The organism is Streptomyces sp. NPDC089915, from assembly GCF_040684675.1.
Lineage (GTDB): Bacteria > Actinomycetota > Actinomycetes > Streptomycetales > Streptomycetaceae > Streptomyces.
In genome coordinates this window covers 20,049-38,994 of record NZ_JBFBGN010000022.1, presented here as the reverse complement: position 1 = coordinate 38,994, position 18,946 = coordinate 20,049, and the positions used below count along the sequence as shown (strand labels likewise).

The following is an 18,946-nucleotide window of genomic DNA, read 5'->3' as shown; positions in this document are numbered from 1 at the left end:
CTCCCGCAAGTGAAAGGTCGACCCGCCATGTCCCAGCCGTACGTCCATCTGCCCGCAGCCGAAGTCCGCGCCACGCTCGGTGGACACACCGACGCCGAGGTGAAGCTGCTGCGCGAATCCTGGAACGACATGCCGGTCGACGGCTACCTGAAGGGCGGCGCCGACTACCGGCGCCGCCGCTACAGCGAGTTCCGGCTGACGGACGCGGGTCTCGTACGCGCCCCGCACGGCGCCTTCCACCAGTCCCTCGACGTGAACCCCCTGCACGGCGGCGTCGCCCGGGAGTTCGCGCCCGTCGAGGACGCGGTCGCGCAGTCCCCCGTACTGGCCACGCTCGTCCGGGGCCTGCTGGACCGGCTCCCGGGCACCTTCGACACGGCGGGCGGAGCCGTCGGCGTCCACCAGATCCGCATCACCGCCACCCGGGACGCGGCGGGACTGCCGGCGCCCGAGGGCATCCACGAGGACGGCCACCACTTCGTCGCCCAGGTGCTGATCCACCGCGACAACGTCGAGGGCGGCCACTCCCAGCTCTTCGACCGCGACCGCGCGCCCCTCTTCAGCACCCGGCTGACCGAACCCTTCGAAACGATCATCATCGACGACCGCCGCGTCTTCCACGGGGTCTCCGCCATCGAGCCCGGCGCCGACCTGCCGTACGCGGTGCGCGACATGATGCTCGTCGACTTCTTCCCCGCGCCCGCGCCCGCCCCCGTACCGGCCGCCCACGCCCCCGCCGCGCACGGCCCGGTGGCCGCATGAGCCGGCTGCTGCTCCTCGAGGCCATGGGCAACACCGGGCCCTACCTGCTGCGGGCCGCCGAGGAGCTCGGCCTGCGGGTCACGGTGGTCACCCACGAGGACGTCTACGAGAAGTCCTACCCCCCGGCGCTCAAGGAGCTCATCGGCGAGGACGTGCTGTTCACCGACTTCGCCGACCCCGAGGCCGCCCGGCGTCAGCTCGCCGCCCACGCCCGCGCCCACGACGTGACCGGCGTCCTGTGCGGCTGGGAGTTCCTCAGCCCGCTCGTCGCCGAACTCGCCGCCGAACTGGGACTGCCCGGCAACGACCCGGAGCGCGCCACGGGCTGCCGCAACAAGCGGGTCATGGCCGGGCTCTTCGCCGAGCACGGCGTGCCCTCCCCGCGCACCGTCCTCGCCACGACGTACGAGTCGGCGCTCACCGGGATCGCCGGGAGCGGCCTGGCCTACCCGGTCGTCGTGAAGCCGGCGGAGCAGTCGGCCTCCTGGGGCGTCTCGGTGGTCCGCGCGCCCGGGGAACTGGCGGCCGCCTTCACCCTCGCCCGGTCCTGGCCGGTCGAGACCCCGCACCTCATCCCGCTCGACACCACGGTGCTCATCCAGGAGTACGTGGACGGCGTGGAGTTCGGCGTCGAGGCGGTGGTCTCCGGCGGCCGCGTCGCCGTGCTGCCCGTCACCGAGAAGTTCACCACCCGGGACGCCTACCGGGTCGAGACCGGGCACACCGTCCCGGCCGACCTGCCGCGGGAGTCCCTGGACCTGATCCGCCGCACCGTCGAGCAGGCCCTGCACGCGCTCGGCGTCCGCAACGGCGTCGCGCACGTCGAGCTCAAGCTCACCCCCGGCGGCGGGGCGAAGGTCATCGAGGTCGGCGCCCGGCTGCCCGGCGACCACGTGGTGCGCCTGATGCGCATGGCCCACGGCATCGACGAGGCCCGTGCCTACGTCGAGGCCGTCACCGGCACGCCGCCCCGGACCGCCCCGGCCCACGACCGGGCCGCCGCCATCCGCTTCTTCACCTCGTACGAGCCGGGCACCTTCCGGGGGCTGACCGGACTCGGTTCCTCGCCGCACGTCATGGCCGTCGACACCGACGCCCCCGGCACCCGGGTCGGCGGCGTCCGCGACAAGGGCAACGACGCCCGCGTCGGCCACGTGATCCTCTGCGCCGCCGACAACACCGAGGTCAACGCGGCGGCCGACGCCGTCATGGCCCACGTACGGGTGGAGGTCGGCTGATGCCCAACGCCCTGACCCGCGCCTACCTCGCCGGCCCCCGCCCCGGCGCCCGCCTCGCCCACGCCTGCGCCGACGCGGACCTGCTGCGCACCGCCCTCGGCGAGCGCTTCCTCAGCCGCCCCGTCCTGCTGGAGGGCGAGCAGGTCCGCTCGATCGGGCGGCGGCTCAGCGACCTCTTCGACCTGCTGCTGTCGCTGCCCCACCGGCTCCACGACGGGGACGTACGGGCCTTCGCCCGCACCGTCGGCTGGTCCCCGCTGCAGATCGCGACGGCCCTCAGCGCGGACGGGACGCCCCGCGCGGTCCCGCGCTTCGCCCGCTCGGACCTGTACGAGGAGGAGAGCGGCTTCCGCATCCTGGAGCTCAACGTCGGCAGCCCGCTCGGCGGCTTCGACACCCCGCTGATCGACGACGTGCTGCTCGCCGACCCGTACGTGTCCGCCTTCGCCGAGGAGCACGGCGCCGACACCACCGACACCACCTGGGTGCTCGTCAAGGCGCTCCAGGCGGCCCTGCCCGCCCTCGACCTCGCCGCCGGCCCGGTGATCGGCCTCGTCGACTGGCCCGACAGCTTCCCCTCCCTGGAACCCCGGCTGCGGGTGATGGCCGAACTGCTCAGGCCGTACGGCATCGAGGCCGTCCCCTGCCACGCCGGACAGGTCGAGGCCCGCCCCGACGGCCTGTACGTACGCGGCCGCAGACTGGACGCCGTCCACCGCTTCTACGTCATCGACGACGTGGTCACCCCCGCGGACGCCGCCCTCCTGCGCCCCCTGCACGACGCGGCCAGCGACGGCCGGGTCGCCCTGTTCACCCCGCTGGAGCCGGAGGTGTACGGCAGCAAGGGCTGCTTCGCCGTCCTCAGCGACGAACGCAACCGCGGCGCGTTCACGCCGGCCGAGCGGGAGCTCATCGACTCCTTCCTGCCCTGGAGCCGGACCCTGCGCGACGAGAAGGTCCACGTGGACGGCGAACTCGTCGACCTGCTGCCCTACGTCCGCGCGCACCGCGAGGACCTGGTCGTCAAGGCCACCGGCTCCCACGGCGGCCTCGACGTCCTGCCCGGCTGGTCCACCGGCCAGGAGGAGTGGGACCGCGCCGTCGAGTCCTTCGCGGGCGGCCCCTACATCGCCCAGCGCCGGGTCCGGCCGGTGACCGAGGAGTTCCCCGTCGGCGAGGGCGCGGACGAGACCGAGCCCATGGTCCTCAACTGGGGGATCTTCCTGGCCGGGCACGGCTACGGAGGGGCCTTCATCCGGGGCACCACCGACCCGGACGGCGGCGTGATCAGCCTGGCGAACGGGGCCCGCACGGGCACCTGCCTCCACACCCGTCCCGAGCGGCCGTGAACACCGCCGCCCCCGTACCGTCCTCCGCGGAAGGGGCCGCCCCATGACGCCCACCACCCTCCACGACACCCGGCCGCCCGGGCGGGTCCCGGACGGGTTCCGCACCCGGGACCCGCTCGCCCTCGACGAGCTCCACGGCTCGCTGTCCGACCCGGTGCTCGGCTCGATGACCCTGCTCAACGAGATCGCCGGCCGCTACCCCGACGCCGTCTCCTTCGCCGCGGGCCGCCCGTACGAGGAGTTCTACGACCCGGACCAGCTCCACGCCCACCTGGAACGCTTCACCCGCCACCTGCGCGAGGACCTCGGCCGCACCCCGGCCCAGGTGCGCACCGCCCTCTTCCAGTACGGGCACACCAAGGGCCTGCTCACCGAACTGCTGGTGCGCAACCTCGCCGTCGACGAGGACATCACCGCCGACCCGGACGCGATCGTGGTCACCACGGGCTGCCAGGAGGCGATGGTCCTGCTGCTGCGGGCCCTGCGCACCGACGACCGGGACGTCGTCCTGGCCCCCGCGCCCACCTACGTGGGCTTCCTCGGCGCCGCCCGGCTCATGGACATGCCGGTGCGCCCCGTGCGGGAGGGCGCGGGCGGCATCGACGTCGACGACCTCGTCGCCCAGGTGCGCGCCGCCCGCGCGGCCGGGCTGCGGCCCCGCGCCTGCTACGTGGTCCCCGACTTCGCCAACCCCAGCGGGCTGAGCATGAGCCTGCCCGACCGCGAGCGGCTGCTGGAGACCGCCGCCGCGGAGGGCCTCCTCGTCATCGAGGACAACCCGTACTCCCTCTTCAACGCCGGGGCGCGGCGGCTGCCCACCCTCAAGTCCCTCGACCGGCACCGCAACGTCGTCTACGTGGGCTCCTTCGCCAAGACGGCCTTCCCCGGAGCCCGCGTCGGCTACGTGCTCGCCGACCAGCCCGTCGCCGGGGCCGCCCCCGGCGAGGGCCGGCTGCTCGCCGACCAGCTCGCCAAGCTGAAGAGCATGCTGACGCTCAACACCTCGACCGTCTCCCAGGCGGTCATCGGCGGCAGGCTCCTGGAGCACGAGGGCAGCATGACCGCGGCCACCCGGCGCGAGAGCGAGGTGTACGCCCGCAACCTGCGCGCCGTGCTCGACGGACTGCGCCGCCACTTCCCGCCGTCCGGCCCGCCGGTCAGCTGGAACGTCCCCGGCGGCGGGATGTTCGCCGTCGTGACCCTGCCCTTCGAGACCGACGAGGCGGCGCTCGAACTGTCCGCCTCGCGGTTCGGGGTGCTGTGGACGCCCATGCGGCACTTCTACGGGGGAGCGGGGGGCACGCACCAGATCCGGCTGTCCTTCAGCGTCCTGACACCCGAACAGATCGATCTGGGCCTGGGCCGCCTCGCCGCCCTGGTCCACAACCGCACCACCGGGAGATGAACGACACCATGACCAACCGCCTCTTCACCTCGGAGTCCGTGACCGAGGGGCACCCCGACAAGATCGCCGACCAGATCAGCGACACGATCCTCGACGCGATGCTGCGCGAGGACCCGCACTCCCGGGTGGCCGTCGAGACGCTCGTCACCACCGGCCTGGTGCACGTCGCGGGCGAGGTGCGGACGTCGGCGTACGTCCCGGTCGCGCAGCTCGTCCGCGAGAAGGTGCTGGAGATCGGCTACGACTCCTCGAAGAAGGGCTTCGACGGCGCCTCCTGCGGGGTGTCGGTGTCCATCGGCGCCCAGTCCCCGGACATCGCCCGGGGCGTGGACGCCGAGGGCAAGGACGGCGAGGACGCGCTCGGCCTCCAGGGCGCGGGCGACCAGGGCCTGATGTTCGGCTACGCCTGCGACGAGACCCCCGAGCTGATGCCGCTGCCGATCCACCTCGCGCACCGGCTCTCCGCCCGGCTGACGGAGGTCCGCAAGGACGGCACCGTCCCCTACCTGCGCCCCGACGGCAAGACCCAGGTCACCGTCGAGTACGACGGGGACGAGCCGGTCCGCCTCGACACGGTCGTGGTCTCCACCCAGCACGCGGCCGCCGCCGATCTGGAGGCCCTCCTCGGCCCCGACGCCGACCAGGCGGCCGTCCTCGCCGCCGACATCCGCGAGTTCGTCGTCGAGCACGTCCTGGCGCTGCTGGCGGCGGACGGGATCAAGCTGGACACCGAGGGCTACCGGCTGCTGGTCAACCCGACGGGGCGCTTCGAGATCGGCGGCCCGATGGGCGACGCGGGGCTGACCGGCCGCAAGATCATCATCGACACGTACGGGGGCATGGCCCGGCACGGCGGCGGCGCCTTCTCGGGCAAGGACCCGTCGAAGGTGGACCGCAGCGCCGCCTACGCGATGCGCTGGGTCGCCAAGAACGTCGTCGCCGCCGGCCTCGCGACCCGCTGCGAGGTCCAGGTCGCCTACGCCATCGGCAAGGCCGAGCCCGTCGGCCTCTTCGTGGAGACCTTCGGCACCGCCAAGGTCGACGTACGGAAGATCGAGGAGGCCATCGTCCAGGTCTTCGACCTGCGCCCCGCCGCGATCATCCGCGACCTCGACCTGCTGCGCCCGATCTACGCCCAGACCGCCGCCTACGGCCACTTCGGCCGCGAGCTGCCCGACTTCACCTGGGAACGCACCGACCGCACCGCACAGTTGCAGGCCGTCGCCTTCGGCGCGTAGGCCGTTTCCGCCGCAGCTGTCCGCCGCCCCGCCGCCCGTCGCGGGATCCGGCCCGAACCTCCTGGAGCTCCCTTGTCTGCCGTCACAGCCCCCCGGTCCGTCACCTCCCTGGCGGGCCCGGCCCTCCCGGCGATCTCCTTCCTCGCCCGGCTCCCCGCCGCGATCTGCCCGATCGGCACGCTGCTGATGCTGACCGAGCTGAACGGGATCGGGCGCGCCGGCCTCGCCGCCGGCATGCTGTGGACCGGCCAGGCCGTCGGCGGGCCGCCCCTCGGCCGGATGGCGGACCGGCTCGGACACCGCAAGGTCGTCCTCGCCGCCTCGCTCGCCAACGCCGCCGCCATCGCCGCCCTGGTCGCGGCGGTGCTCGCCGACGCCCGGGCCTTCGCCGAGGCGGTCCTCGCACTGCTGGTGGGCCTGACCGTGCCCCAGATCGGCCCGCTGTCGCGGACCCGCTGGATCTCGCTGACCGGGGACGACCCCGGTCTGACCGGCCGGGCCCTGTCCTTCGACACCACCATCGACGAGATCAGCTTCATGGCCGGACCGGCCCTCGCGGGCCTGACCGTGATGCTGATCCACCCGGTGGCGGGACTGCTGCTGGCCGGCCTGCTCATCGCCGTGTTCGGCGTGCTGTTCGCCCTCCACCCGACGGCCCCCCGCGGCAGCGGGGCCCGTACGGCCGGCGGCGCGACCACGGCGCTGCTGTCCCCGGCGCTGTGCGTGCTGTTCGCCATGGCCCTGCTCCAGGGCATGATCTGGGGCAGCGCCAACGCCGGGATCAGCGCCCTCGCCCAGCACCTGGGCGACCCGGGCAAGGCCGGCTTCGTCTGGGGCGCCATGGCGGTGACCAGCGCCCTCGCCGGGATGGCCGTCACCCTGCGGCCCGGGAACCAGGACCTCACGGTCCGGCTGCGGATCGCCATCACCGCCCAGGCCGTGCTGCTGCTGCCACTCCTCGCCGTGGAGGGCTTCCTCGGCGCCGCCGCGGCCGTCGCCGGGATCGGCATCGCCGTCGCCCCGCACCTGATCGCCCTGTTCGGCCTGGCCGAGCGGGTGGCCCCGCCGGCCCGCATGGGTGAGGCCATGTCCCTGCTGGGCAGCGGTCTGATCGTCGGCCAGGGCATCGCGGCCCTGGCGGCGGGCCAGCTCGCCGAACGCTTCGGTCACGGGGCGGCCTTCAACCTGACCTGCGCGGCGGGGGCGGCGGCGGTCCTGGTGGCCGTGGCCCTGGTCCGCACGGCCCCGTTCGCCCGGGAGGCCGAGGCACTGTGAACCGGACGACCTGACGTACGGCGCGGCACCGGGCCGGCCGCCCCTCAGGGGGAGGCCGGCCCTTCCGCTGCCCGGAGCCGGGCAGGGTCACACCACATAGGTGGTCTCGTTGCGCCCCAGGAGGTATCCGAGCTGTAATCGGTTGTGTGCGCCGAGTTCCTGCTTGATGGCCGCGATATGGGCCTGGAGGGAGCGCTCGCTGATCCCTATGCGGCGCGCGATGGCCTTGTCCGAGTAACCCTCCACCAGCAGCCGGCTGATCGACTCCCGGATCGCCGGGACCACCTCGTCGGCCGCCCGCGCGGCGTGCAGCGGGACGAAGGGGAAGGGCTTGGCCCGGTCCCAGGCCTTGTCGAACGTGTCCCGCAGAAATCGTACGATGGTCGGCTCGGTAATCGAGATGGCCGTGGTGCGTTCCTCGTTCGCCGAAATGAAGGCGACGTCGTCCACGATGATCAGACGATCGAAGAATTCTTCGAGCGTCCGTACTTGAGCGCCATATTCCGTTACCGCGCGAACGTATTCCTTCGTCGCCTCGTCGAATCTCGTCGTGTGCTGATACAGGGTCCGCATCGCGATCCCCGCCGAGATTTGCCGGCGTACGGATTCCAGCGCGTCCTTCAGCACCGCGCTCGGCCGCGCCCCGTCGGGCTGCGCGGTGAGGATGTCCCGCCGGACCGCCCCCAGGGCCTCGTTGATCGCCGTCGAGATGCTGCCCAGTCCGTGCAGGTACCGCACGCCCGGGCCGACCACCTCCTCGGCCGGCGCCTCGACCGCCGCCACCGGCGCGAGCGCCGCCTGCTGCGCCGCCTCCTGCGCCAGCAGGCCCAGGTGCGTTGCGAGTTCCCGCAAGAAGGCCTGCGGCTCCCCGGCCGCGGCCTTGCACAGCTCCTCAGGTGCACCGCTCTGTGCGGTTTTGACGTATTTGACTACGTCCACTACCCACCCCTGTCTGTCCGGTATGGAGCTGTTTGCAGGGGTTGAGACCCCGTGGGTTCCCGCAATGCGGAAACCGGAGCCATCGTAGGTCTAGTTCCTCTCGAGCGGGCAGGAGAGATTTGGTCTCACCGCAGGAACGAACACCGAGAAGGCGCACCGGAGATCAGGACCACCCGGATACCGCCTCGGTTTGGCGTTCCTGGAATGCCTGAAGGCGAAACGACTCGAGGGGACTGGGCAAAATGGGGAAGAACCGCATGGTGACTCGTCCGGCCAACCGTGTTTCGGGAATCCGCGGACGCGTGGTTCTCGCGACGGCCGGCGTGGCCCTCGGGCTCGGAACGGCGGTCGCCGGACTCGCCACCCATGCCGCCCAGGACGTCTCCCCCGCCGGCTCGGTCAGCCACCTGCGCTCCGGCGACGTCGGCTGGAACCTCGTGAACCCGCACGTCGCCGCCGGTGAGAACGGTGAGGCCGGCGACGTGGGCTGGAACAACCCGCAGCCCGCGACCACCCCCGCGCCCACCCCCACCTCGTCCGACGACGTTGGCTGGAACTGATCGCCCACGGACACCCCGTCCTGCACTGCATCACCTCCCGTCACCGACCGACCGGCAAAGGAATGGCTGATCCTCGTGGTTGCCTCCCCCTGGTTCCTGACCTCCGAGACCGCCGCAGGATCCGCCCCCGCCGCCGTCCGCCTCTACTGCTTCCCGCACGCCGGCGGGAACCCCCGGACCTTCCTCGGCTGGCAGCCCGCCCTGGAGGGCGACGCGCTGATCGCCGCCGTCTGCCCGCCCGGCCGCGGCCACCGCTTCCGCGAACCGGCCCCCGCCTCCCTCGCCGCCCTCGCCGACGGGGCGGCCGCCGCCATCGCCCTGGCCGGCGACGGCCCCCGCACGCGGCCGTTCCTCCTCTTCGGCCACAGCTTCGGCGCGGCCCTGGCCTTCGAGGTGGCCCGCCGGCTGGACGGCGTACACGGCTTCGCCGGGCTCGTCGCCTCCGGCTGCGCGGCCCCCTCCCTGCTGCCCACCCCCCGCGTCGTGGAGGCGGCCCGCCTGGAGGGCCGCGCCTTCACCGAGGCCGTCGGCTTCTTCGGCGGACTGCCGCCCGAGGTGATGGAGGACGAGGCCGTACAGGAACTCCTCCTGCCGCACCTCAAGGCCGACTTCCGCATGGTCGCCGCCCACCGCTACCGCCCGGGCCCCCCGCTGACCGTCCCGGTCACCCTGCTCAACGGCACCGGCGACCGGCACGTCGGCCCCGCCGCCCTCGACGCCTGGTCCCGCGAGTGCGCCGCCCCGCCCGCCCGCCACTGGGCGGACGGCGGCCACTTCTACCTCGAGGACCGGCCGGACGCCGCCACCTCCGTCCTGCGCTCCCTCGCCCGCGCGGCGGCGGCCGCGGCGGAGGTGACGGAGCCGTCCGCACACGGACCGGCCGTCCGCGGCGATGAGTACGTTGAGCTGATCTGACGGCCCGCCCGACGCACGACGGCACCCCAGCGAGGAACCCCATGAGCCAGCTCCGCCCCAGCGCCGACCCCGCCGCCCGCCTCCGCCGCGGCGAGGCCTTCCGCGACCTGCACACCGGCCCCGGCCCCTTCGTCGTCCCCAACCCCTGGGACGCCGGCACCGCCCGCATCCTGGCCTCCTTCGGCTTCGCCGCCCTCGCCACCACCGGGGCGGGCCTCGCCCACGCCCTCGGCCGCCCCGACGGAGCCGGCCGGGTGAGCCGCGCGGAACTCCTCGCCAACGCCGCCGCCATCGTGGACGCCACCGGACTGCCCGTCACCGCGGACCTGGAGAGCGGCTTCGGCGAACGCCCCGAGGACGTCGCCGAGACCATCCGCCTCGCCGCGGAGGCCGGCCTCGCCGGCGGCTCCGTCGAGGACGCCACCGGCCGCGAGGAGGACCCGCTGCGCCCCCTCGACGAGGCCGTCGAGCGGGTCGCCGCCGCCGTGGAGGCCGCCAAGGGGCTCGGCTTCCCCTTCACCGTCACCGCCCGCGCCGAGAACTTCTTCCTGGGCCGGCCCGACCTCGACGACACCATCCGCCGGCTGCGGGCGTACGAGGCCGCCGGCGCCGACGTGCTCTACGCCCCGGCCCTGCCCGACGCCGAGGCGGTCCGCGCCGTCTGCGCCGCCGTCTCCCGGCCCGTCAACGTCCTGATGACCGGCACCCTGAAGCTGTCCGTCGCCGAACTCGGCGCCCTCGGCGTCCGCCGGATCAGCACCGGCTCCGCCCTGTCCCGCGCCGCGCTCGGCGCCCTCACCCGCGCCGCCCGCGAGATCACGGAGTCGGGCACCTTCGACTTCGGCGCGGACGCCCTGCCCTACGCCGAGGCCAACGCCCTCATGGCCGCCCCGCCCGCCGCCGTGCCCGCCGCCCCCGCCCCGCACGCCCCGTCCGCAGCCGACCGAGAGAGCGATCCGGCACCGTGAGCCTTCCGCACGCGACACCCACCGCGCCCGCCGGCCCGGGGGCCCGACCGGCCCCCGCAGCCGTCCACCTGTCCGCACCCCGCTACGTCCTCGGCGAACTCCGCTGCGACCACACCACGGTCGAGGGCCTGCGCGAGCGGGCCCGCCGGTTCGGCATGCCGCCCCGCGCCGACCTGTGGGGCTGGGGCTCCGTCCACCGCACGGCCAAGTCCCTGGAGACCCTCGCCGCCGAGACCGCCCGCGCCACCCTCGACGCGGCGGGCGCCGCCCCCGCCGACGTGGACTGCCTCATCCTGTGCTCCACCCGCTTCCCCGGCGGCCCCCGCACCCACGGCGCCTTCGTCGAGAACGTGATGGCCGCCACCGGGCTCGGCACCGCCGCCTTCACCGGCCTCACCCTCGGCCGCTGCGCGAACCTCCTCGCCGGGATCCGCACCGCCCAGGCGTACGTGGCCTCCGGCATGCACCGCACCGTCATGGTCGTCACGGCGGACCGGGTCACCGACGAGTCCGTCCGCATGGAGAACTTCGCCCTCTTCACCGACGGCGCCGCCTCGTGCCTGGTCAGCGCGGACCCCCTCGGCCCCGACGCCTACGAGATCGTCGCGGGCGCCGGCGCGCAGGACCCGGCCGGCCTCGACTGGTCCAACGAGATCAGCTCCGACCTGGCCCGCGAGGTCAACCGGCGCATCCTCGACGAGGCCGGCATGAAGACCGGCGACATCCTGGGCGTGCTCCACGCCAACCTCTACAAGCCCCTCGTCGTCCTCAAGGAACGCCAGGCCGGCTTCACCCGCGAGCAGCTCTTCCTCGACAACATCCCGCGCGTGGGCCACTGCTTCGCCGCCGACCCGCTGATCAACCTCGTCGACCGGGCCCGGGACGGCGCCCTCCAGCCCCACGGGCACTACCTGCTGGCCTCCAGCGTCCCGGGCGTGCGCATAGCCGTCCTGCTCCGCGCACTGCCCACGGCCGCGCGCACCCCCGGGACCCCGCCCCGCGCGACCGAACCCGTACACACATCCGTATCCGGAGGATCCCCGGCATGAGCGCGCCCCTCACCCCCGACGAGGAGACCTCCCTCGACATGGCGCGCAGCTCCTACGCGCCCGCCTTCGCCCTCCCCGACCTCACCACCTCCCTGCCCGCCGGCCCCTTCGAGGCCTCCCCGGAAGGCGCCGCCGAAGCCGCCCGGATCACCGCCGGGCCGCCCGACGCACTCTTCCGGCGCCTGATCGCCGACCAGGAGAGCGAGGCCGTCCTGCTCGCCGCCCGCCGGGTCCTCGCCGCCTTCCTCACCCCGTCCGACGAGGACGGCGCGTACGGGGAGCACGGCGCGGACAGGGAGCACGGCGCGTACGGGGACGGGCCGGACCCCCTGGCCGCCGGAGCCGACGCGGACGCCGTCGCCGCCCACGTCCTGGCCGCCCGGGACGAACTCGCCGCCGTCCTCGCCCCGCTGCGCACCCACCCCGACCCCGAGGTCCGCGCCGCCGTACTGCGCCAGCGCGCACCCCTGGCGCTGACCGGCGGCTGCTGGCTCGACACCCTCTCCCAGGCCGCCACCCAGCCCGCCGAGATCGTCGGCCGCCTCTTCGGCCAGCACTGGCTGCTCCAGGGCGAGGGCACCTCCGAGGCCGGCCTCCTCGGCCGCCGCCGCCGCGCCCTGACCGTCCAGGGCGTCCACCTCCCCGGCGTGGAGGCCTCCGCCTTCCTCGACGAGGCCGGCGCCCGCCCGCTCACCGCCCTGCACGGCGCCTTCCGGCTGGCCCTGTCCCGGCTGCCCGCCTCCTTCCTCCCCGAGGTCGTCGGCGTCCACTACGCGGCCCACGCCCTCGGCCTCGACGAACTCCTCCTCGGCACCGCGCCGGTGCTCGCCGAGAGCGACGTGCGCCCCGTGCTCGCCGCCTACCTCGCCTTCACCGAGCAGTCCCCGACCGGCCCCGCCGACCGGCGCCGCGCCCTGGCCGCCGTCCGCCTCCTGCTGCGCCTGGAACGCGAGCACACCGCCGCCCTCGCCGAACTCGCCGCCTGGCACGACGGGCTGTCACTGGACGCGAAGGTCGCCCGGATCGTCGAACGCCACGCCCCCCACGCCGGCCGCCAGCACCGCGCCGTCCGCCTGGGCACCCGGCACCTCACCGACTGGCTCGACACCGGCGATCTCGACGCCGCGGCCTTCGTCCGCGAACTGCGCGGCTCCCGCCAGCTGCGCCCCGCCCGCGACGGCGGACCCTGCCGCTTCCTGAAGGCCGTCAAGTTCGGCGGCCCCATGTTCGGCGTCTTCGACGCACCCGAGGCGGCCGTCCTCACCGCCTGGGCCCGCGCCGTCGCCGACGGCGAGCCCGCCGGCGCCGACCTCACCCCTGTCACCGCCGGGGACGCGGCCGCCCGCGTCTGGAGCGGCCGGCTCGCCGCCGCCGACCCCGCCGACGTGCTGGTCGGCGAGCCCGAAGGCCCCGAGGACCACCGCCGCTTCTTCCACCGGCTCGTCAACTTCGAACACCACCCCAGCGTGCTGCCGCTCGCCCGCGCCCGCGCCGAGGCCGGCCTCGCCGAGGCCGAACTCCTCTTCGAGCACGGCGCCGAAGGCCTGCTCACCGACGCCTCCTGGTTCCCCTACACCCCCGAGGCCCTGCTGGAGCGGGTCGAAAGGATCTACTGGGACAAGCTCGTGGACCCGTACGAGCCGCTCACCGAGATCCCCTCCCGCGACGAGGTGGTCTTCGAGCAGTCCACGTACGCCCTGGGCAGCCTCATCGACGGCACCTGGGCCCACCGCGTCGGCAACCTCGGCCGCCGCGGCCGGCGCAGCGACGACATGCTCTTCTCCATCTACGCGGACGAGATGGGCCGCGGGGACATGGCCAAGAACCACATCACGATCATCCACAAGGTCCTGGCCAGCATGGACATGGACCTGCCGCACATCCGGCAGGAGGCCTTCCTGCACCAGGGCGAGCTGCCGGACCACCTCTACGCCTTCTCCGTCCACCAGCTCTGTCTGTCCCTGTTCCCCGACAGCCTCTACGACGAGATCCTCGGCTACAACCTGGGCATCGAGATGTTCGGCCTCGGCGCCCTGCGGATGCACGAGATCCAGAAGCTGCGCCGGCACGGCCTCGACGCCTCCTACGAGGAGGCCCACCTGTCCATCGACAACTTCTCCGCCGGCCACGCCCGCCAGTCCGCCGACCTCGTCGTCGCCCACCTCGACGAGATCCGCCACCTCTCCGGCGAGGAGGCCGTCCGGCGCGCCTGGCGGCGGATCTGGCGCGGCTACGCCTCCTTCGCCTTCTTCATCGAACACGCCCTGGTCAAGCGGGTGCGCGCGGCCGAGGCCGAGGACGCCGGCGCCCCCGCCGAGCTGGTCATCTGAGGAGCCGGACATGGAACCCACGACGAGCTTCGACCCCGAGGTCCTCGCGCTCCCCTTCTACGAGGACTCCCACCGCCGCCTCGCCGCGGCGGCCGGGGCCTGGTGCGACGGCAACCGCGTCCTGTGGGAGGAGGTCCGCGCCCTCGCCCCGGACGACGCCGGACGCCGCCTCGTCCGCGCCCTGGGCACGGCGGGCTGGCTCTCCGAACTCGACCCCAGGGGCGTCCCCGTGGACGACTTCCGGGCCGTGTGCCTGCGCCGCGAGGCCCTCGCCTACGCCGAGGACCTGGCCGACTTCGCCTTCTCCGTCCAGGCCCTGGCCGCGACCCCGCTGCTGCGCTTCGGCAGCGAGGCGCAGCGCCGCCGCCACCTGCCGGGGATGGCCGCCGGAACGCTGATCGGGGCGTTCGCGGTCTCCGAGAAGGAGGCCGGCTCCGACCTGGCCTCGGTGGGGCTGGAGGCGGTGCGCGCGCCGGACGGCTCGTACCGGCTGGACGGCCGCAAGGCCTGGATCGCCAACGGCACCATCGCGGACGTGTTCGTGGTGATCGCCAGGACGGGGGAGGGCCCGGGCCCGCTGGGGCTGACGGCCTTCCTGGTGCCGGCCGGCACGCCCGGGCTGCGGGTCGAGCGGATCGACGCGATCGCCCCGCGCTCCTTCGCGCACCTCGCCTTCCGGGACTGCCGGCTGCCCGCCGACGCGGTGCTCGGGCGGCCGGGGAAGGGGTTCGTGGTCGCCGTGGACCTGCTGGAGCGGTTCCGCACGACGGTCGGCGCGGCCGCCCTCGGCTTCGCCCGGCGCGCCTTCGACACCGCGCTCGCGCACGTGCTCGCGCGGGAGGCGTACGGGGCGGTGCTCTTCGACCTCCAGCTGGTCAAGGCCCGGCTCGCCGACATGGAGGTGCAGCTGAACGCGGCCTCGCTGCTGGTGGCCCGGGCCGCCTGGGAGACCGACCGGGGCAGCCGCCGGTTCGCCCGGCACTCCAACATCGCCAAGGTCCACGCCACCGAGGCCGCGCAGGACGTGGTGGACTCCGCCGTGCAGCTGCTGGGCGCGGCGGGGATCGTCCGGGACTCCGTCACCGAGCGGCTGTACCGGCAGATCCGCTCGCTGCGCATCTACGAGGGCACCTCGGAGGTGCTGCGGATGGCCATCGCGGGCTCGCTGGACATGCGCAGGGCGGCCCGGGTGGCCGCCTGATCCTCCCTGTACAACCCGCCTCACCCGTACCACCGTTCAACAAGGAGCAGGTCGTGAGCAGCACCCCCGTCAGCACCGTCGGCCCCACCCCCGTCGAGGCCGTCCGCCTCGCGGACCCCTACCCCTATTACGCGCGCCTGGTGGCCGAACGCCCCTTCGCCTTCGACGAGGCGCTCGGGGCGTGGGTGGCCGCCGACGCGGCCGCGGTGCGCGCGGTGCTGGGCGCCGGTGCGCTGCGGGTGCGGCCGGTGGCGGAGCCGGTGCCCGCCGGGATCGCGGGGACGGCGGCCGGGGAGGTCTTCGGCGAGCTCGTGCGGATGACGGACGGAGCGGCGGCGGTCCGGCTCAAGGGGGTCGTGGCCGGGGCACTGGCCCGCGCCGACCTCGGGCACGCCGCCGGTTCGCTGGCCGCCCGGTTCACCCGCGAGGTGCTGGCGGAGGGCGGCGAAGTCCCGTACGAGGAGCTGATGTTCGGGGTCCCGGCCCGGGTGGTGGCCACCCTGTCCGGCCTCACGGACGGGGCCGACCGCGAGGCGGCCCGCGCGATCGGCGACTTCGTCCGCTGCATCCCGGCCACGGCCACGCCGGAGGACCACCGGGCGGCCGCGGCGGCGGCCGTCCGCCTGCGCGGACTGCTGGGCCCGGGCCTGACGGCGGCCTCGGCGGCGCCCGTCGCGGAGCCGGCGGCCACCTCCGCGCCGGACGGCGCGCCGGCCGGGCCGCGGCACGACCCGGCCCCGCCGGCGGCGGGCCCGCACCCGGAGCCGCACGGGCTGCTGCGGGAGCTCGTGACCGCGGCCGAGCGCGGCGGATGGCCCCACCCCGGGCCGTTGCTCTCGAACGCCATCGGGTTCCTCTCCCAGACCTACGACGCCACCGCCGGCCTCATCGGCAACACCCTCGTCGCCCTGGCCCGGGGCGCCGACGCCCCCGACACCGGGGCGCTCGTGCGCGAGGTGGTCCGCCACGACGCGCCGGTCCAGAACACCCGGCGCTTCGCCGCCGGGCCCTTCACCCACGCCGGCTCCACCGTGGAGCCCGGGCAGCAGGTGCTCGTCCTCCTCGCCGCCGCCAACCGCGACCCCTCCGTCAACCCCGACCCGCACACGCTCTCCCCCGGCCGGGTGAATCCCGTCGTGTTCACCTTCGGCGCCGGAGCCCACCGCTGCCCGGGCGGGGAGCTGGCCACGGCCCTCGCCGCCGCCGTGGTGAACGAGCTCCGCACGGCAGGCTGGAGCACCACAGCGACCCCCGCCTACCGCCCTCTGGCGAACGCCCGGATCCCGCTCTTGTAGGGGGGCTGAACGTCCAGGACGCAGCCCCCGCCATCGCGATCAGGCCCGGGGGTCACCCACCCCCATGCCTCCAGACAGGACAAAACGCACCATGTCGGACACCATTCACCTCTGGATGCGGCACGAGGCCCGCCGCACCGAACGCCGCGCCCCCCTCACCCCGCAGGACGCCGCCCGCCTCGTCGGGGCCGGGATCCGCATCACCGTCGAGGAGTCGGCCCAGCGGGCCTTCCCCCTGGCCGACTACACCGCCGCGGGCTGCGCCACCGCCCCCACCGGCAGCTGGCACGAGCAGGCCCCCGACGGGGCGTACGTCCTCGGGCTCAAGGAACTCCCCGCCGGACCCGGCGCCCCCGCCCTGCGCCACCGGCACATCTACTTCGGCCACGCCTACAAGGGCCAGGCCGGCGCCCGAGAGCTCCTCGACCGCTTCACCGCGGGCGGCGGCGCCCTCCTCGACATGGAGTACCTCACCGACGAGGCCGGCCGCCGCGTCGCCGCCTTCGGCTACTGGGCCGGCTACGTCGGTGCCGCCCTCGCCGTCCTGCACCACCGCCGCGCCCTCACCGCCCCGCTGGTCCCCACCGACCGTCCCGCCCTCGACGCCCTCCTCGCCGCCACGGCCGCGGACGAGGACCCCGCCACCACCGCCGCCCTCGTCATCGGCGCCCTCGGCCGCTGCGGCCGGGGCGCCTGCGACGCCCTCGTCCAGGCCGGCCTGGAGCCCACCCGCTGGGACCTCCCCGAGACCCGCGCCCTCGACCGCACCGCCCTCCTCGCCCACGACCTGCTCGTCAACACCGTCCTGACCACCACCCCCGTACCGCCGTTCCTGACCAAGGCCGACCTGGACGAACCCGCCCGCCGCCTCTCCCTGGTCTCCGACGTCACCTGCGACGTCACCTCCGACTGCAACGTCCTGCCCGTCTACGACGAGACCACCACCTGGGACGAGCCCGTCCGCACCCTGCGCGAGGGCGAGCGCCCCCTCGACCTGATCGCCATCGACAACCTGCCCTCCCTCCTCCCCGTCGAGGCCAGCACCGCCTTCTCCGCCGAACTCGCCCCGCAGCTGCTGCGCCTGGCCGAGTGGGACGGCGTCTGGGCCCGCGCCCTGCACACCTACCGGACGGCCCTCGAAGCCCAGGAGGCACCCCTTGTCAGCTGAGTTAGCCGCGCCCGCCGCGGCCCCCGCGTCCGGCACCGTCCACTGGATAGGCGCCGGCGCGTCCACCGGCCGCTCCGGGCTCTCCCTCGTCTGCGAACGCGCCCGCCGCGTGGTCCTGTGGGACCGCACCGCCGAGCGCGCCGCCGCCCGCCTGGCCGCCCTCGGCCTGGCGGGCCGCGCCGAGGCCCGCGCCCTCGCCCCTGCCGCCCTGGCGGCGGAGACGGGCGCGGGCGACGTCCTCGTCTCCATGCTCCCGGCCGCCGAGCACGCCCCCCTGCTCGGCCTGGCCGTCGACCGCGCCGCCCACTTCGCCTGCACCGGCCACACCTCCACGGAGCTGGCCGGACAGGCGCGGCGGGCGGCCGCGCGGGCCCGTACGGTCACCCTCACCGAGGCCGGGCTCGACCCCGGCCTCGGCCACCTCATGGCCCACGACCTCGTCGCCCGGGCCCGCGAGGCGTTCGGCCCCTCCCCGGCGACCGCCGTGTTCACCTCCCACTGCGGAGGCCTCGCGGCGGACCCCGGACCATTGCGCCACCGCTTCGGCCGGGCCCCGTACGGGGTCCTGGCCGCGCTCGGCGAGCCGGCCCGCTACATCGACGGGTGCGCCGAGCTCACCGTCTCCCGGCCCTGGGAGGCGACCGCCCCGCTGACCCTGGCGGGCGAGGAGTTCGAGGCCCACCCCGACCGCGACAGCCTCCCGTTCGTCGCCCGGTACGGCATCCCGTACTACTGGCACCTCGACACCTTCGTCCGCGGCACCCTGCGCGACTCCGGCTGGCGCGCCGCCTGGAAGGAGGTCTTCGAGACCGTCGCCGCCGGGGACCAGGACGCCGTCCGCGCCCTGGCGCGCGAACTCGCCGACCGCCACCCGGCCGGCCCCGCCGGCCCCGACCGCGTCGTGCTGTCCGTCTCCCTGGAGCTGCGCACCAGGACGGGCGAGCACTGGCGCGGCTCCCGCCTGCTCGACGTCACCGGCGGCCCCGGCGAGTCCGCCATGGCCCGCTGCGTCTCCCTCACCGTCGCCTACGGGGTCACGCGGATCCTGGCCGGCGCCCTCCCCGCCGGGCTCAACCGGGCCGCCGAGACCCCCCGGGAGGCCTCCCGCTGGCTGTCGTTCCTCGGCGCCCACGGGCTCGCCGGCCGCTACGAGGAGACCACGGCCGCGACCGCCTCCGCCCCCGCAGGAGTACCGGCATGACCACCTGACGCTCCCTCACCCACCCCTCCCTCACCCCACTTCCCCCTCACCTC

At 74.8% G+C, this 18,946-nt stretch carries 16 protein-coding genes; 15 read left to right on the top strand and 1 reads right to left on the bottom strand.

Going from position 1 to position 18,946, the window contains the following annotated elements:
* Positions 1-27: 27 nt before the first annotated feature.
* The 6 genes from AB0O29_RS09995 (at position 28) to AB0O29_RS09970 (ending at position 7,267) form a co-directional block, all read left to right on the top strand.
* Positions 28-762 carry a 2OG-Fe dioxygenase family protein gene (locus AB0O29_RS09995; RefSeq protein ID WP_365148885.1) on the top strand — a complete coding sequence of 245 codons (735 nt, stop codon included), beginning with the start codon at positions 28-30 and terminating at the stop codon, positions 760-762.
* On the top strand, positions 759-2,000 hold the full coding sequence (locus AB0O29_RS09990; protein ID WP_365148882.1) for an ATP-grasp domain-containing protein: 1,242 nt from the start codon (positions 759-761) through the stop codon (positions 1,998-2,000). Before AB0O29_RS09995 ends, AB0O29_RS09990 begins: the two co-directional genes overlap by 4 nt.
* Positions 2,000-3,349, top strand: coding sequence for a hypothetical protein (locus AB0O29_RS09985; RefSeq protein WP_365148879.1), 1,350 nt, complete (start codon positions 2,000-2,002; stop codon positions 3,347-3,349). The genes AB0O29_RS09990 and AB0O29_RS09985 overlap by 1 nt, the downstream gene beginning before the upstream one ends.
* A gap of 43 nt (positions 3,350-3,392) precedes the next feature.
* On the top strand, positions 3,393-4,754 hold the full coding sequence (locus tag AB0O29_RS09980; protein WP_365148876.1) for a PLP-dependent aminotransferase family protein: 1,362 nt from the start codon (positions 3,393-3,395) through the stop codon (positions 4,752-4,754).
* A gap of 8 nt (positions 4,755-4,762) precedes the next feature.
* Positions 4,763-5,992, top strand: coding sequence for a methionine adenosyltransferase (metK, locus tag AB0O29_RS09975; RefSeq protein WP_365148963.1), 1,230 nt, complete (start codon positions 4,763-4,765; stop codon positions 5,990-5,992).
* 72 nt (positions 5,993-6,064) lie between these two features.
* Positions 6,065-7,267: an MFS transporter gene (locus AB0O29_RS09970; protein WP_365148874.1), complete on the top strand. Its 1,203-nt coding sequence runs from the start codon at positions 6,065-6,067 to the stop codon at positions 7,265-7,267.
* Positions 7,268-7,354: 87 nt separating this feature from the next.
* Here AB0O29_RS09970 and AB0O29_RS09965 read toward each other — a convergent pair whose 3' ends face one another.
* The gene (locus AB0O29_RS09965) at positions 7,355-8,206 is read right to left on the bottom strand and encodes a LuxR C-terminal-related transcriptional regulator (protein ID WP_365148871.1); all 852 of its coding nucleotides are present in this window, start codon (positions 8,204-8,206) and stop codon (positions 7,355-7,357) included.
* Positions 8,207-8,508: 302 nt separating this feature from the next.
* Between AB0O29_RS09965 and AB0O29_RS09960 the strand changes: the two genes are divergently transcribed.
* The 9 genes from AB0O29_RS09960 (at position 8,509) to AB0O29_RS09920 (ending at position 18,893) form a co-directional block, all read left to right on the top strand.
* On the top strand, positions 8,509-8,766 hold the full coding sequence (locus tag AB0O29_RS09960; protein WP_365148869.1) for a hypothetical protein: 258 nt from the start codon (positions 8,509-8,511) through the stop codon (positions 8,764-8,766).
* A 75-nt stretch (positions 8,767-8,841) separates the two neighbouring features.
* Positions 8,842-9,681, top strand: a complete 840-nt coding sequence (locus AB0O29_RS09955; RefSeq protein WP_365148866.1) for an alpha/beta fold hydrolase — start codon at positions 8,842-8,844, stop codon at positions 9,679-9,681.
* Positions 9,682-9,722: 41 nt separating this feature from the next.
* Positions 9,723-10,649, top strand: a complete 927-nt coding sequence (locus tag AB0O29_RS09950; RefSeq protein WP_365148863.1) for an isocitrate lyase/phosphoenolpyruvate mutase family protein — start codon at positions 9,723-9,725, stop codon at positions 10,647-10,649.
* Positions 10,646-11,698, top strand: a complete 1,053-nt coding sequence (locus AB0O29_RS09945) for a 3-oxoacyl-ACP synthase (protein WP_365148860.1) — start codon at positions 10,646-10,648, stop codon at positions 11,696-11,698. The genes AB0O29_RS09950 and AB0O29_RS09945 overlap by 4 nt, the downstream gene beginning before the upstream one ends.
* Positions 11,695-14,028 (top strand): iron-containing redox enzyme family protein, encoded by a 2,334-nt coding sequence (locus tag AB0O29_RS09940; RefSeq protein WP_365148858.1) that lies wholly within the window; start codon positions 11,695-11,697, stop codon positions 14,026-14,028. The genes AB0O29_RS09945 and AB0O29_RS09940 overlap by 4 nt, the downstream gene beginning before the upstream one ends.
* A 10-nt stretch (positions 14,029-14,038) precedes the next feature.
* Positions 14,039-15,229, top strand: coding sequence for an acyl-CoA dehydrogenase family protein (locus tag AB0O29_RS09935; protein WP_365148855.1), 1,191 nt, complete (start codon positions 14,039-14,041; stop codon positions 15,227-15,229).
* Positions 15,230-15,282: 53 nt separating this feature from the next.
* Positions 15,283-16,524 (top strand): cytochrome P450, encoded by a 1,242-nt coding sequence (locus AB0O29_RS09930; RefSeq protein ID WP_365148852.1) that lies wholly within the window; start codon positions 15,283-15,285, stop codon positions 16,522-16,524.
* 91 nt (positions 16,525-16,615) lie between these two features.
* Positions 16,616-17,692, top strand: a complete 1,077-nt coding sequence (locus tag AB0O29_RS09925; RefSeq protein ID WP_365148849.1) for a saccharopine dehydrogenase — start codon at positions 16,616-16,618, stop codon at positions 17,690-17,692.
* A complete protein-coding gene (locus tag AB0O29_RS09920) occupies positions 17,682-18,893 on the top strand; it encodes a saccharopine dehydrogenase C-terminal domain-containing protein (protein WP_365148846.1) in 1,212 nt (403 codons plus the stop codon). The genes AB0O29_RS09925 and AB0O29_RS09920 overlap by 11 nt, the downstream gene beginning before the upstream one ends.
* The last annotated feature ends 53 nt before the right edge of the window (positions 18,894-18,946 follow it).